A 13,022-nucleotide genomic window follows, 5' to 3' on the forward strand; every position below is an offset into this window, starting at 1 on the left:
AATTTAAGGCTTTTTCTTCAGATAATCCAGTCTTTGTATTTAGTTCTGTTTATCGTGATTAATGATGGTATTGATAATGTATTCCGTGCTTTTTTTCTGCTGCATGGTCATTTTTTTCCAAATGAATCCCTTTCTGATATTTTGCCGGTCGATGAGTTGCGGGAAAACTTCTGCCTTTGCATCTTCAGTAATATAATTGGGTGTAATGGCAGGTAATGGTGTGCTGAAGTTGTAAGGATAATTTCTGGAAACATTGAATTTCAGATTTCCCAAATTAAAAGAATCAAATGCTACATTTTCATAAACTGCAGGTCTGATGAGCTGTTCTTTTTCAAACCTTCCCATATAAGATGCCATTTTATAACTGGGAAGATGTTTTCCAATAAATTCCGGAAAGGAAAGGAAGCTGATGATTAAAAGACCTGCCACTGAAAATACAGCAATTGCTTTCTTTTTATCAAAACTATTGAAAAGCACTACAAATAATATTACAAAAAAGACATCGATAAAAAATCGGTACTGAGCGGAAAAGAGCAATATAAGGATGCTTTTTATGATCAGAGAAATACAGATTAAACTGATGATCTTATTCTTTTTAATGAATGAGAAAATGATAAATCCCGATAAACTTAAGATAAACAGAATATTGATTTTCGATTTGATCCCATCAAGTGACAACCAGTTTTTGATATAGTCAAGCTGTGAAAAATTCCTGATTTCTTCGTAAGTGTATTGTAAATCATACGTTTTTTGAATGGCAAACTGTGAAGAAGTTTTTAAAATCTCAGGGTTGGGCTTCCAGCTCAGTCCAAAATCGACGATCGGAATTGGGAAAACAGGGTATCCGAACGTCCATAAATTTTTAATGAAGAATAAAAAAAGGATTATAATTCCTAAGGTTAAGTTTCTGACATTTGATTTAATTATGAAAACAGAGTAGAGGAAACTCAGTATTGGAAGCCAGATCATCGTAGGTTTTATGGTAAAAACAAAAACTGAAAATCCGAGCAGGAGAGAGGTCTGTTTATTTCCGGATAAAATTTCATTCAGAATAATTAATGAAAAAACAATGACCGGTAAGTCAGGGCTTGGTGATTGTGAGAACAAAAGCATTACCGGAAGAAAACACAATTGAATCCAGCTCTTTTTTTCAACAATATAAAGTGTGTAAACAATTAATAAAACCGCATTGATTCTTAAAAAAGGATCGGAAAAATTAGAAAACCCGGCCTGGATAATATGCCATGCAGACATCTGCCCGAGGGTAAGGTCAAGATTGGAAATGCCTTTCACCAAACCATATTCTGCAAGCCATTTTATAGTAGAAATATAATACCCGTAATGATCTAATATGTAGGGATAATAAGATCCGCAGAAAAGAATGATCAGAGCTACAATAATGATCAGGAAACTATCTTTCGCAGGGAATTTATAAAATTCAAGATATAGTTTTTCCTTAAAGAAATAAAAGAGTCCGGAAAAAATAGTGAGGGTTTCTACATAAATATTTAATGGTATGAAGAATGCAAGTACTGTCCAGAGTATACTTAAACCCAAAGTTCCGGCCAGGATTTTCCCTGCTATTCCGGGAAATAAGGGCCCGGCAAAATGCTCCATGATTTTTCCCAGACCCATCAGGACCGGGATAATAAGTACGGAAGAAAGGAGCATTATGAGCATAATAAAAGATTGCCTAAAAATAAGCAATCTTTTATTCTTTTTTTGAAAATATTATATTAATTACGAGTATTAATTACGAGGCTGAACTCTACCATCTTTTCTATCTTGTGATCTACCGATTGTATAACCGGTTGCTCCTCCTACAACACCACCGATCACGGCTCCAAGCCCTCTGTTTTTCTTACTGATAATAGCCCCTGCAGCTGCACCACCTACGGTACCGATAATGGTTCCTTTCGCGGCCTTACTCATCCCTTTTTTCTGAGTTGTTCCTTGTGAAGCACTGCTTCCGTTGTCGGCATATGTACCGTTATTACCTGAACCGGATTCTCTGTCTCTGTAAACCGTTCTTGTTTTTGTAATAACTCTGGGCTCTGAATTATTGGCTGTTGCTGTTCTTGCTTTTTTAGCTTCAACAATACTGTCTGCCTTTTTCTGAGCTTCATAAACCATTTTTTCTTTTTCAATGGCTAATTTCTGTTTCTCTATTTCAAGTTGTCTGGCCTGAAACTCAACTTTCTGTTGCTCTAAAGATTTTTCAGCAATCTGATCATCCTTTTTACAGGCTGTCATTAAAAATACTGACAAAAGACCTGTTACTATTATATTCTTCATAACTCAAATTTTATACTATAAATAAGTCCGAAGACTTTATCTTGTAAGTTATTTTCAATTATGAAGCCAAGTTTTAGTTAACGAATGTTAAAAAATCTAAATAAATATTAAAACATGGCTTGGGGAAATTTTTCATTATTTGGAATGATCTTTTGTAAAATATCATATTGTAACTTTTCGTTAATTATTGGTTTTTATTAGATTCATATAAAAAGGTTATTTTTGGAATACCAAATTATATTATTATGAAAAGAATAATTTTCAATGCCCTGTCTTTAGCGGGGCTTGTGCTTGTTGTTACAGCATGTTCATCCGACAACGATTTAATGATGGATTCGCAGCCGAAGTCAGGATCGATTGCATCAAAAGAAGTTTCTAAAACTGCAACATACCCTATTCGTTATGGTCTTCTTTCACAAAACGGTACAAAAGTTCTTTCGGGAAGTTATGATGTGGGAAGCTTTGTAGCAACCAATAATGCTACAGGAGAGTCTTTTGAAACTTATGGAGGCAGCGGGCTTCAGTCTCTTCCACAATATTATGACGGAATTCCGGCAGGTACTTACACTTTTACAGCCATGCAGGGGCAAGGAGGATGGGTAGGATACGGCTCGGTGGTGGCTTCTGTTTCCGATGCTCAGGTAGATGCAGACGGATATGTTACAGTTTATATTCCTATTGCCTGGGAAGAGTAAATAATTTTTAATATTTTCGCAGTAATTTAATTCCTCTTTAAGTTAATTGAGGAAAGAGATTTATTTATTTCGTTAATGTCTTTATATTTCGCTGGAAACAAGTAACAGATCCAAGAAGCGGTTTTTATAACCATCTTAATTGATAGGAAATATGGAGTATAACAATATATTCTGTTTAGATTTTCTAAATAGATTTTTTTTCATCATTTGTGTTTTTTTATGGCCTCTTCGGAGGTCATTTTATTTTTTATCTATACAATCAAAAATAATAGATTATGATTTCACTCATAGAATACCGATGAATAAGTGTCTAATTTTAAAAATCATTAAAAGTAGTAATCACCATTAAAAAATAATATGAAAAATGTATTCCTATCAATGCTTGCAATAAGCTTCCTGGCCCTAAGCTGTAAAAAAAAGGAGACGGAGAATAATACAGATCTTACCGATTCTGCCAATGCGAACAATATATATTCTGATACTGCAGGTATATCACCTGAGATTCCCGCAGATACCGCATCAGTTCATGACAGTATGAATAACGGAACAAATACAACGACTACAGGAGGAAGAAAAACAAGCAACAATAATACAGGAAACAGGTCCGGGAATGTGAATGCAGCGGTATCTGATACTACAGGAGCTACAAGATAACACTTTTTTAGATCTCATATATTCTCGAACTCCTTTTATAAGGAGTTTTTTTAGTATCCCTTGAAAGCCAATTTAATTTTTTTTATGAGCCTGTGGAGTGGTTGTGCCTGGTAATCAAGCAGGGCATAAACTTCTTCTGAATTATTATATTGGGAAGGAACCGTTTTTCCATTGATTTTTTTGATACCTCTTCTTTCCATTGTTTCAAGGATTACTTTGGCGAAAGAGTCTTTTGCCCGTTGTTTGGAACGGTCTTGTGAGATACCTTCAGAATGAAGCCTGTACTTGTACAATACTTCTTTTATAAATTTTACTTCTCCCTGCTCCAGTATTTTCAAGTATAAATCCTGGTCTACAGCACTGGTCAGATCAGGGTTGATACCTGATGTTTTTAAATAAGCTTCTCTTTTGAAAGAAAAGAAATGGGCAAACTGAATAGGGCAATTAAAAAAGTAACGGTTATTATCAACCTGCTTTGTATTGCTGAATGTTTTTTGCGGTTGTAAATTTTCATCACACAACATCATCTGGGAATAAGTAGCTGCGAGATTTTTGTTTTTGATGAATTCATGTACAGATTTTTCGATAGCTTCAGGATAAAGGGCGTCATCAGGATCGAGATAGCCGCAGATCTCACCGGTAGCATAATCCATGCAGTTGCCTTTGGTAAAGCCACATCCCTTATTGACATTGTTTTCAAATAATTTAAAGCGATCGTCGTCTTTGATAATATCTTTTATTATTTTCAGTGAATTATCCGTAGAACTGTCATCTACAATAATAACTTCAAAATCAGGGTAAGTCTGGGCTATTAAAGAATCATAGCAGTCTTTAAAATATTTTCCGTTATTGTAGTTAGCAATAAGAACTGAAAATTTCTTCATCATTGAACCAGTTTGTGTTGTAGTACTTTAAAATGTAAAATATGAATTTAAATTTTACCATTACAAGTATAGAGAATATCTTGATAAATACACAATATATCCTGAATATTTTTTGAATGAGAACGATTTATAAAATAGAAAAGAAGTCAGTATTTATTTTAAACCTTATTTTATCCTATTATTTTTTTATAATCTGTAATTTTTCTGTTATTCTTTTCCGGGATAAAAGTTTGTTATTGTATTTTTTGTAATTTCATAACAAAACTTGGTATGAATTTTATAAAATATTTCAAAATACCTTTTCTGGTTCTTGTTTTTGCTACCCTTATTTCGTGTAGTAATAAAAAGGCGGCCGATTTTAAAAAATCTATTGTTGATAAAGAATCTGAGTCATTTAACATGCTTCTTGGAAAAACCGGGCTTGAATCGAGAAAGCTGAATTATCTTATCAAACATGATTATTCAAATGCCTTGTTGCTTGTTGATCAACAGGAGATAAAATTTAACGAGATCATTAAAGATATTGAAATGCTTAATCCTGATGGCATTGAAGATGGAAAACAGCTGCAGAAAGCAGCAATAGAGTATTACAAAAGTCTGAGAAAACTGTTTCTTTATTCACGGGATGAGATTAAGCAGGAGGTAGTGATGCGCGCTAAAGGTGATGAAAAGAAAATGTCTGCAGCACAACACCGGATGCTGGAACTGGCATTAGAAAAACAGAAGTTTTACCAGCAGGTTTATGAGAAAGATGAATTGTTTTTTAAAGCTTTAAAACAATTTGATGATAAAAACGGGTTGAAGTAAAATAGTCTGAGATAAATCCCGTAAACTATTTAAAAACTGTAGGTGGTATTTCTATTCACCAATAATTTAATGGCGTTTTTCAGATAGATGTATGCAAATAATTCTACTTTCTTTTGTCGTATTCTAAATTACTCTTTCTGAATAATAATATGGTATTTATATCGTTAATTGATAGAATTTACTCATGTTTAAATTTGAGTTTTCATGGTTATTAGTTTTTATCCCCGGAGAAGTCCGGGGATTTTCATTATGACCAGAATCATAAAACTATGTTGATAATACTTTTTAAATTTAATTACTAATAACTCATTCATATCCATTTTAAAAAACAATCATTGTTCAACTTTCGGCACTTGGAGGTCTTCAATCCATCAGAATGAATCTACCATTAAAACAAATAGTTCAGTTGAACATATTAAATCTAAAACCAAAATAAAAAAGGTTAAGATGGATGAACTATTAACAACTGGCTTCAAATAAACTTCAGTCAATTTTATTAAATTAAAAAAACTCCCCACCTAATGGGCGGGGAGTTTTACAAAACTAAGCTCTGTTAATTTAGAGATTAGCTAATTTTAATCTATCCTTTATTCACCACAAGGACGTGTATTGCAATAGGTAAATCCAGCCGGGTGCTGACAACATCTTTCATAATCGTAGCATCTTTTACCTCCGCTTCCACATACTTCGCCAGTTGGATCTCCTTCACCAGGAGCTGGTTCGTCAATTGGGTCACCTGCAAAAATGACTTTTAATTTAGATCTTGTAAGTTGATTCTTTACATTTAATTTTTTCATAGTTTTTCGTTTTAAATTGTTATTTAATTAAAAGAATTGTCGTAAAAATATTAAAATAATTCAAACAACTAGGAATTTTTTTATTATGTTAAACCCTGTTTTTACTCATATTTAATTTGCTTTAAATTTGAACCGGACCCCTCATGTTTAATTGAGTTTTCATGGTTATTAGTTTTTATCCCCGGAGAAGTCCGGGGATTTTCATTTATGATCAGAATCATAAACCATGTTGATAATACTTTTTAATTTTAGAACTAATAACCCATTCATATTTCATCTTAAAAAACAATCATTGTTCAACCTCCCGCGCCCCGGGAGGTTTTTCTATATATAGTCAATAAGAATTTAATACAGGATTTTTCCTCTTTCTATTTTCACTACTTTTTCCTTTTCCATCTTTTTAATTGTTCTGATAACCGTTTCTACACGGAGGCCCGTTATGTTTGCTATTTGCTGTCTTGTTAAGGGCACCTGAAAAGTTTGTGAATGGTCTATGGAATTGTACTCTTTAATATAATCCAGCGTGGTCTTAATTTTGGCGGAAGGGTCTGAATTCGACATACTGAATAACATGTGATACTTATAATACAACCGGTCTGCAAGACAGTGAAACATGTTGAATAAAACATCGGTATTGCCTTTTAATAAACTGTAAAAATCTTCTTTACAGAGTTTCAGAACTTTGCATTGTGTTTTCGCAATGGCGTTCATAGGGTAGGGCTTGCCATTAAATAGTAATGACTCTCCGACACTTTGCCCATTGGACAGAATATTCTGAGTGAATTCTTTTCCATCTTCATGGTAATTGGTCAGCTCAACGGTTCCGGTTACAATTTGAATATAAAATTTAGGAGTTGTTCCCTCTTGTATAATGGTGTCGTTTGCTGCATAATTTGCATATTCCGCACCATAGGCTAAAAGTAAATCTTCACTGATTATCATAGTTTAAGTTCTAAGGTTAAAGGATGAATAAATCGTAAAAATCGATACTGATGGCTTATCAAATAATACGCCAAAAATTTAATGTTTTGTAAAACAAAAAAGCCTCTTTACAACTCACCGGATTCCCGGTATTCGTATAAAGAGACTTTTGAGGTACCTAGCGTACCTAAATATTGAAATGCTATACTAACGCATACATCTTAAAATAATATTATATTAATGATTTTCAGGTAGTTTTAATCGCAATGTGTTTTAATTAATTTCATTTAATTGTAAAAAAGTAGACACAAATGTAGACACAATTAAAAATAATTTATATCTTCGTATAGTTCAAAATAAGTTATGGCTACGATAAGATATTATTTGCGTACTAAATCGGCAAATTCCAAAATACAAGTACAATTTTCAATTTCACGGGATCTTAAACTAAGAACCTCAACGGATCTGGTAATAAATCATTCTGATTGGAGTAGTGATACGAATTTTCCAAAGCAGAACAATCCGGAAAACAAAATTCTTACAAGGCAGTTAAGAGAACTGTCAAACCATTTACTAAATGAATACAATTCAAACTTTGTTGCAGGTGTAATATTTGACACAAACTGGCTTAAAGATAAATTAAGTGCGTATTTTAATCGTATTGATGAAAAAGTAGATGATAGTATATTCTTAAATTACCTTATCAATTTTATTGATTTTAAAGAGGGGATTTCAGCTTACACTAAAAGTACAATCAATAAACTAAACAATCTTAAGGATCGTTTTGCTGCATACCAGAAAAAGAAGAAAAAGAATTACTTGATAGAAGATATTAGCGGTAAGGTATTAATTGATTTTAAGAACTACCTTATCGTTGATTGTGGGTTAATGGAAACAACAGCCACCAGATTTATTAAAAACCTTAAAACAGTGCTATTTGATTCCAGAAATAACGGTAAACAAATACATCATCAAATTGCGGGCTTCACTACAGGAACTACGAACAGTGATCATAAAGTTTTTCTTTCTTTTAAGGAAATAGAACAGATAAAAGATATAACTACATTGAATACTGATTGGAATATTGCTAAAGATTGGCTTATTCTGGGCTGTTATCTTGGTCAAAGATCGTCGGATCTTCTTAGAATGACAAAAAGGATGATCTATACTAAAACAGACGCGGATGGGAACTCTTTTAGGTTTATTGAAATTAAGCAACAAAAAACAGGTGAAAAGGTAGTGATTCCTTTACATGATGAGGTTGAAATAATTCTTAAAAAATATAACAATGATTTCCCTCCGGTATTTGCCGATAATCCTGATTCTAATTCTACTCTCTTTAACAAGCATATAAAAAAGGTTTGCGAATTGGCTGGAATTAATGAAATGGTCAAAGGGAAAGTTTTTAATGAAGAAACGAAAAAGAATGAGATTGTAGAAACTGAAAAATGTAAACTTGTTTCATCTCATGTTTGCCGTCGTTCATTTGCTACAAACTTCTACGGAAATAAAATGTTTACAACACCTCAACTGATGTCAATTACCGGGCATAAAACAGAATCTATGTTTTTAAATTATATTGGTAGAACTGCAGATGATTGGGCTATGCAAACAGCAAAAACATTTAAAGAATTATCTAATCAAAAAATATCATAATCATGGGCGCATTGGAGAAAGAGATACAGGCTTTAAGAATGAAGCAGTCAAGAATTGAAAAAAAGCAGAAGGAGGAAAATGCAGAGGTTTGGAGCCGTATCGAAACATTGGAACAATTAGCGAGAGAAAATACCGGAGTGGTTGCCGGACAACTTTCTCCAAGCGTTCAGATTGCAATAAACAAAGTAGCCTTAAGGAGAGGATGGAAATAAGAGTTATAAATTACACTACGAAATAGCAAAAGAATATCTTAATAAACTTCCGGAAGATAAAAGGGAAGAATTATGTAAACGAATACTGCAGGGATTGCAGGAAAGAAAGAAAAGTAAGAGCGAGATAGAAAAAGATTCTTCAAGTTTTCTGAAAAACTCTAAATCATTTCAAGACTTCAAAAAGAAATATGGCATAAAATAAACAATAAAAACTAATCACCATGAAAACAAAAGAACAAAAAAATTCAAATGAAAGAAAATTAAATAATACATCCTTTGATGCTTTAAGAGAAATTAAAGTAATTAAAGAAGGAAGGTTTGATTTCGGTATTATTAATTTTACTTCTGTGTTACATCATTTTAATTGGGATTTTAAAGATGATCATAAATACCCATATTTCCATAGTTTAGGATTATCAATGAGCGATTATAACAAAGCAGGTTCAATTAGTAAATATCAAGCTTTTTGCCTTATAAAATTATCATCAATTCTTTATGATGCTAGGTTATTGTATGAAAACAACTTGATAGACTTTACTGAATTATATAGCATTGTAGCAAGAGTTAAGAATGATGCTTATAAAAGATTTAAATCTATTCAAAAGTCTCATGCCAAGAAAGAATTAATGAATCAAAAATTAGATTCAGATTCTTTATTGATTTTGAAAGCAAAATTAGCAATTCTAGAAAATGAAAACTAATCATGAAAGAAATTCTAGTAGATATAAATACAGCAGATATTCATATTGTGAACAAATATGATATAGCTAGATGTTACGAAGTTAATAGGAGTGAGTGGAGCAAAAAGGATATATTTTTTTTGAATAAAATATATGCTATTGAATTTAAAGATTGCTTAATTTTCTTTAGAAGAATTATATCAATAGACAAGAAATTCCTAAAAACACAAACTGATAAAGGAATTCAAATATACGAGTTAGAAAATATTTCCCGGATCATGCTTGTCATTTGTTTGGAGAAAGATATGGATAATGCTCCAACACTTGAAATGCGTACTATGGCTAGTTTATCATGTACTGATGAAGCAATTGAACAATTGAAGTTTTATGATGATGATTACGCAAAATGTTTGATAAAGGTTTTTACCGATTTTCAAAAGCATAAATCTTTTGAAAAGATGAAAAGTGATTATGATGAAATTGATAACTCTTTTAAGTATAATCTTTACGGATTTAACGTAAACGCATCTATTCAGGAAGTTATTTACCCTGCGATTTAATTGCAATGCAACTGTCCAATTGGACATAATAAATAATAAATTTAAAAAAATAATAATAACTGATAGAAATGAGATGCTTTAAAAACATCTCATTTTTTTATCATATTTTTATAGTGGCAACCGAAAATTAATTGTTTAAAATATGGAAATACCATTATACTATAATTTCAAAGAATTTGATGAGAATTATAATAAGAATTTAAAAATTTGGCTTAATAACTATCCTGACGCTGATGAAATTGACTACTTGAATGAATTGAGAAGTCAATATATATTATTTTTTTATCAAAATAATTTTGATTTTATCATTAATTCAAATTGGATTAGAGATGAATATCCTGAAAATTATGAGTTATCAATTACTGCATATCAAGAATTTATGCAGGAGAAACTAATACAATACTTGCATGATGATCTAGATTCAAATTTTGACGGAGACAATTTAGAAATTTCTCTTGATACTAATGTAATGGATTTTTGGGAAGATTGTAATGTTTGGACTAGAAAAAACAGCGCAATTATCGATGATGAAAAACATAAATATTTAAAAGAGTTTTTTACATTTGATAATTACACAAAAAAACTAGTTTTTGATGAAAAAAAATTTACAAATTTTAAATATGCAATAAAGAGAATTATAGAATATTTAGATAAAAAAACTCATTTAATTAGTTCAACAATTAAAAACGAACCTGAATTAAATAATAATAGTAGTGAAGTATTGAATTCGTATCAAAATGCTCAATCTGAGAATGAAAAAATTGAGATTGTTGCTGAATATATCTTTGAGTTATCCAAAAAATATATAAATGGAAATAATGATTTGATTGACGAAGAAATTGACGATTTATACTTTGATACAATTTCAAAATTAAAGGAAGAAATAATTGCAGAAAACAGTACTATTCTTAAATACAAACTATACAAAACTTATGAACTTCCATCAAAAGAAGATTACAAACCTACTGAATATAGTTTTTACGCAGAGGATTTGTATAGAACACATTTAAAGATAAGGGAGCAAAATGATGTGTTAAGTACAATCGAAAGAGGAATAATTTTAAATAATGTAGAATTTAGAGAGTATAGCGATGGAAATGGATTTTTTCATAATAAAAAGAAAATTGGTTATAAAGTTTTTTTGAAATTTAAAAAATTATGGAAACTTCAAAATCAGAAATCTATAAATCAGGAAATAATAGTTGAAAACACAAATATTTCCCCTATATATCAAAAAATAAAAATCAAAGGAAGTTTACAATCAATAGGGTATCTGTTTTCCGAATTAATAGATAAGGGCTTTATTGAAGCACCTAAAAGAAATGGTAAAAATAATACAAGTGCGATTTCAAGAATGATTTTAGAACACTTTGAATTTGTCGATAAAGAAGAACAACCTAACGCTGAAGATGTACGTAAAACACTTTTTACAGATAATAAGCTGTCATTAGATAAACAAGATTTATTTAAGATACCCAATCAAAAGACTATAAATGAAAATTAGTAACTAGCTGTTTTATAGTTAGTTATTTTTATTTCTGGATAAATTGGATATTATTCTGGATAACACTTGCTTTATGCAATTCATAATCTTTGCAATAGAAATTTAAAACAATTGCAAATGAATACAATTCAATTCGTGGGTACTAATCCCGCAGATCTTATAAAAGGAATCGAAGAAGCACTGATTCCTAAACTCACTGAGAAACTTTCTATACAGTTTCAGCCAAAAGAACCAACAGAATATTTAACACGTGCTGAGGTTTGCGAACTTTTAAAGATCGATCTAAGCACGTTACACAGATGGAGAAAGGATAGTATGATTCCTAGTTATGGTTTCGGAAACCGGGTATATTTCAAACGTCATGAAGTTGAACGAATTATTAATCAAAATAAACTTAGTTAAACTTATTATGGCAACCATTACACCTACACCTAGACAAGAAGCGTATCTAAAAATTAAAGATACAATCGCAGAAAGAATGAATGAAGTTCTAGCAGTGATCGGTAGAATTCAGCCATGCACTTATGAAGATATTGCTGATGAATTAAAAACTAGAACAAACTTAACGACAAACCGAATTTCAGAACTTGAAAAGGTTGGTTTGATCCGCGTTACGGGTAGAGTAAAACAAAAAGGAAATACACGAAGTCTTTTCAGCGTGTGTAATGAAGAGGAGGCTAAGCGGCTTCAAGAGGAATTTCTAATAAAGTACAAATCTGAAAAAGAAGATTTGGAAACAGCATTTCAAAAAGTCCAGGAGAATCCAGCAGCGAAAAACATTATTAAACGCCGTGTTACATACTGTAAATACAAACTTCGCTTACTAACTAAATATGCCATCTAGAAAGCAAAAAAGGGAGCCTTTTTGGTTCCCTGATTGTTCAAAATATGTAATGGTGGCAACCGATTACAACACAAAGATAATGAAAATAATGTTGGATAATCTAAAACTTTCAATAACCGATCAATGTATTATACAAAGATTATTATGCTTTGCAGAAAACGAAATGATTTCCCGTAAACCGCAGAATAACAATTATGTATGTTACTCAAAATTTGGTGCTTTGATGAGGTTTGATTTTAGAAAAAGTATGGAGAATGGTTATTTAGTTGGTTTCAGGCATTTAGAGCTATCAATTAGTCCGCACTATCACTTTAATAACTATTTATACAATGGAGATGATTTCACGCCTGAAAACTGCTTAAAAAGCCTTAAAGATATATTTACTTTACTAAAAATAAAAAAGACAGAATTTGACCTTTTAAAAGTAGCAACTCCACTTGGAATCTGTAAAGAAAGTTTGGTCACTTGGAGAAAACTTCACAGAGAAGGCAAACTTACTAAAGAAAAGCAAAT

16 protein-coding genes are annotated in these 13,022 nt (G+C 31.5%); 11 read left to right on the top strand and 5 right to left on the bottom strand.

Going from position 1 to position 13,022, the window contains the following annotated elements; genetic code table 11:
• Nucleotides 1-39 precede the first annotated feature (39 nt).
• Entirely contained in the window at nucleotides 40-1,680 is a 1,641-nt protein-coding gene (locus tag AB8P06_RS19065) for an LIC_10190 family membrane protein (RefSeq protein WP_369843975.1), read from the bottom strand.
• Between the two features lie 69 nt (nucleotides 1,681-1,749).
• Nucleotides 1,750-2,295 carry a YMGG-like glycine zipper-containing protein gene (locus AB8P06_RS19070; RefSeq protein WP_369843977.1) on the bottom strand — a complete coding sequence of 182 codons (546 nt, stop codon included), beginning with the start codon at nucleotides 2,293-2,295 and terminating at the stop codon, nucleotides 1,750-1,752.
• Nucleotides 2,296-2,540: 245 nt separating this feature from the next.
• Here AB8P06_RS19070 and AB8P06_RS19075 point away from each other — a divergent pair, with 245 nt between their 5' ends.
• A complete protein-coding gene (locus AB8P06_RS19075) occupies nucleotides 2,541-2,990 on the top strand; it encodes a hypothetical protein (protein WP_369843978.1) in 450 nt (149 codons plus the stop codon).
• 357 nt (nucleotides 2,991-3,347) lie between these two features.
• On the top strand, nucleotides 3,348-3,644 hold the full coding sequence (locus tag AB8P06_RS19080; RefSeq protein WP_369843980.1) for a hypothetical protein: 297 nt from the start codon (nucleotides 3,348-3,350) through the stop codon (nucleotides 3,642-3,644).
• 50 nt (nucleotides 3,645-3,694) lie between these two features.
• Here AB8P06_RS19080 and AB8P06_RS19085 read toward each other — a convergent pair whose 3' ends face one another.
• A complete protein-coding gene (locus tag AB8P06_RS19085; protein ID WP_369843982.1) occupies nucleotides 3,695-4,531 on the bottom strand; it encodes a glycosyltransferase family 2 protein in 837 nt (278 codons plus the stop codon).
• A gap of 267 nt (nucleotides 4,532-4,798) precedes the next feature.
• Between AB8P06_RS19085 and AB8P06_RS19090 the strand changes: the two genes are divergently transcribed.
• The gene (locus tag AB8P06_RS19090) at nucleotides 4,799-5,335 is read left to right on the top strand and encodes a hypothetical protein (RefSeq protein ID WP_369843983.1); all 537 of its coding nucleotides are present in this window, start codon (nucleotides 4,799-4,801) and stop codon (nucleotides 5,333-5,335) included.
• A gap of 580 nt (nucleotides 5,336-5,915) precedes the next feature.
• Here AB8P06_RS19090 and AB8P06_RS19095 read toward each other — a convergent pair.
• Complete coding sequence (locus AB8P06_RS19095; protein ID WP_369843986.1) at nucleotides 5,916-6,071, bottom strand: hypothetical protein; 156 nt, start codon at nucleotides 6,069-6,071, stop codon at nucleotides 5,916-5,918.
• 406 nt (nucleotides 6,072-6,477) lie between these two features.
• The gene (locus AB8P06_RS19100; protein WP_369843988.1) at nucleotides 6,478-7,074 is read right to left on the bottom strand and encodes a Crp/Fnr family transcriptional regulator; all 597 of its coding nucleotides are present in this window, start codon (nucleotides 7,072-7,074) and stop codon (nucleotides 6,478-6,480) included.
• Between the two features lie 342 nt (nucleotides 7,075-7,416).
• Between AB8P06_RS19100 and AB8P06_RS19105 the strand changes: the two genes are divergently transcribed.
• From AB8P06_RS19105 to AB8P06_RS19140, 8 genes are all read left to right on the top strand, one after another.
• Nucleotides 7,417-8,709, top strand: a complete 1,293-nt coding sequence (locus AB8P06_RS19105; RefSeq protein ID WP_369843991.1) for a tyrosine-type recombinase/integrase — start codon at nucleotides 7,417-7,419, stop codon at nucleotides 8,707-8,709.
• Between the two features lie 2 nt (nucleotides 8,710-8,711).
• Nucleotides 8,712-8,921: a hypothetical protein gene (locus AB8P06_RS19110; protein WP_369843993.1), complete on the top strand. Its 210-nt coding sequence runs from the start codon at nucleotides 8,712-8,714 to the stop codon at nucleotides 8,919-8,921.
• A 221-nt stretch (nucleotides 8,922-9,142) separates the two neighbouring features.
• The gene (locus tag AB8P06_RS19115; RefSeq protein ID WP_369843994.1) at nucleotides 9,143-9,622 is read left to right on the top strand and encodes a hypothetical protein; all 480 of its coding nucleotides are present in this window, start codon (nucleotides 9,143-9,145) and stop codon (nucleotides 9,620-9,622) included.
• Between the two features lie 2 nt (nucleotides 9,623-9,624).
• Complete coding sequence (locus AB8P06_RS19120; protein WP_369843996.1) at nucleotides 9,625-10,161, top strand: hypothetical protein; 537 nt, start codon at nucleotides 9,625-9,627, stop codon at nucleotides 10,159-10,161.
• A 142-nt stretch (nucleotides 10,162-10,303) separates the two neighbouring features.
• Nucleotides 10,304-11,665, top strand: a complete 1,362-nt coding sequence (locus AB8P06_RS19125) for a hypothetical protein (RefSeq protein ID WP_369843998.1) — start codon at nucleotides 10,304-10,306, stop codon at nucleotides 11,663-11,665.
• A gap of 135 nt (nucleotides 11,666-11,800) precedes the next feature.
• Entirely contained in the window at nucleotides 11,801-12,067 is a 267-nt protein-coding gene (locus tag AB8P06_RS19130) for a helix-turn-helix domain-containing protein (protein WP_369844000.1), read from the top strand.
• A gap of 7 nt (nucleotides 12,068-12,074) precedes the next feature.
• Nucleotides 12,075-12,509 carry a hypothetical protein gene (locus AB8P06_RS19135; protein ID WP_369844002.1) on the top strand — a complete coding sequence of 145 codons (435 nt, stop codon included), beginning with the start codon at nucleotides 12,075-12,077 and terminating at the stop codon, nucleotides 12,507-12,509.
• Nucleotides 12,499-13,022, top strand: a 524-nt coding sequence (locus tag AB8P06_RS19140) for a hypothetical protein (protein ID WP_369844003.1), incomplete at its 3' end; no start/stop codon positions are given. The genes AB8P06_RS19135 and AB8P06_RS19140, both read left to right, overlap by 11 nt.

Origin of the sequence: Chryseobacterium tongliaonense (assembly GCF_041224435.1) — a bacterium.
GTDB classification, from domain to species: Bacteria; Bacteroidota; Bacteroidia; order Flavobacteriales; family Weeksellaceae; genus Chryseobacterium; species Chryseobacterium tongliaoense.

Coding starts and splice junctions, on each gene's coding strand:
- AB8P06_RS19065 (WP_369843975.1), bottom strand. CDS start 1,680: ATGCTCATAATGCTCCTTTCTTCCGTACTTATTATCCCGGTCCTGATG.
- AB8P06_RS19070 (WP_369843977.1), bottom strand. CDS start 2,295: ATGAAGAATATAATAGTAACAGGTCTTTTGTCAGTATTTTTAATGACA.
- AB8P06_RS19075 (WP_369843978.1), top strand. CDS start 2,541: ATGAAAAGAATAATTTTCAATGCCCTGTCTTTAGCGGGGCTTGTGCTT.
- AB8P06_RS19080 (WP_369843980.1), top strand. CDS start 3,348: ATGAAAAATGTATTCCTATCAATGCTTGCAATAAGCTTCCTGGCCCTA.
- AB8P06_RS19085 (WP_369843982.1), bottom strand. CDS start 4,531: ATGATGAAGAAATTTTCAGTTCTTATTGCTAACTACAATAACGGAAAA.
- AB8P06_RS19090 (WP_369843983.1), top strand. CDS start 4,799: ATGAATTTTATAAAATATTTCAAAATACCTTTTCTGGTTCTTGTTTTT.
- AB8P06_RS19100 (WP_369843988.1), bottom strand. CDS start 7,074: ATGATAATCAGTGAAGATTTACTTTTAGCCTATGGTGCGGAATATGCA.
- AB8P06_RS19105 (WP_369843991.1), top strand. CDS start 7,417: ATGGCTACGATAAGATATTATTTGCGTACTAAATCGGCAAATTCCAAA.
- AB8P06_RS19110 (WP_369843993.1), top strand. CDS start 8,712: ATGGGCGCATTGGAGAAAGAGATACAGGCTTTAAGAATGAAGCAGTCA.
- AB8P06_RS19115 (WP_369843994.1), top strand. CDS start 9,143: ATGAAAACAAAAGAACAAAAAAATTCAAATGAAAGAAAATTAAATAAT.
- AB8P06_RS19120 (WP_369843996.1), top strand. CDS start 9,625: ATGAAAGAAATTCTAGTAGATATAAATACAGCAGATATTCATATTGTG.
- AB8P06_RS19125 (WP_369843998.1), top strand. CDS start 10,304: ATGGAAATACCATTATACTATAATTTCAAAGAATTTGATGAGAATTAT.
- AB8P06_RS19135 (WP_369844002.1), top strand. CDS start 12,075: ATGGCAACCATTACACCTACACCTAGACAAGAAGCGTATCTAAAAATT.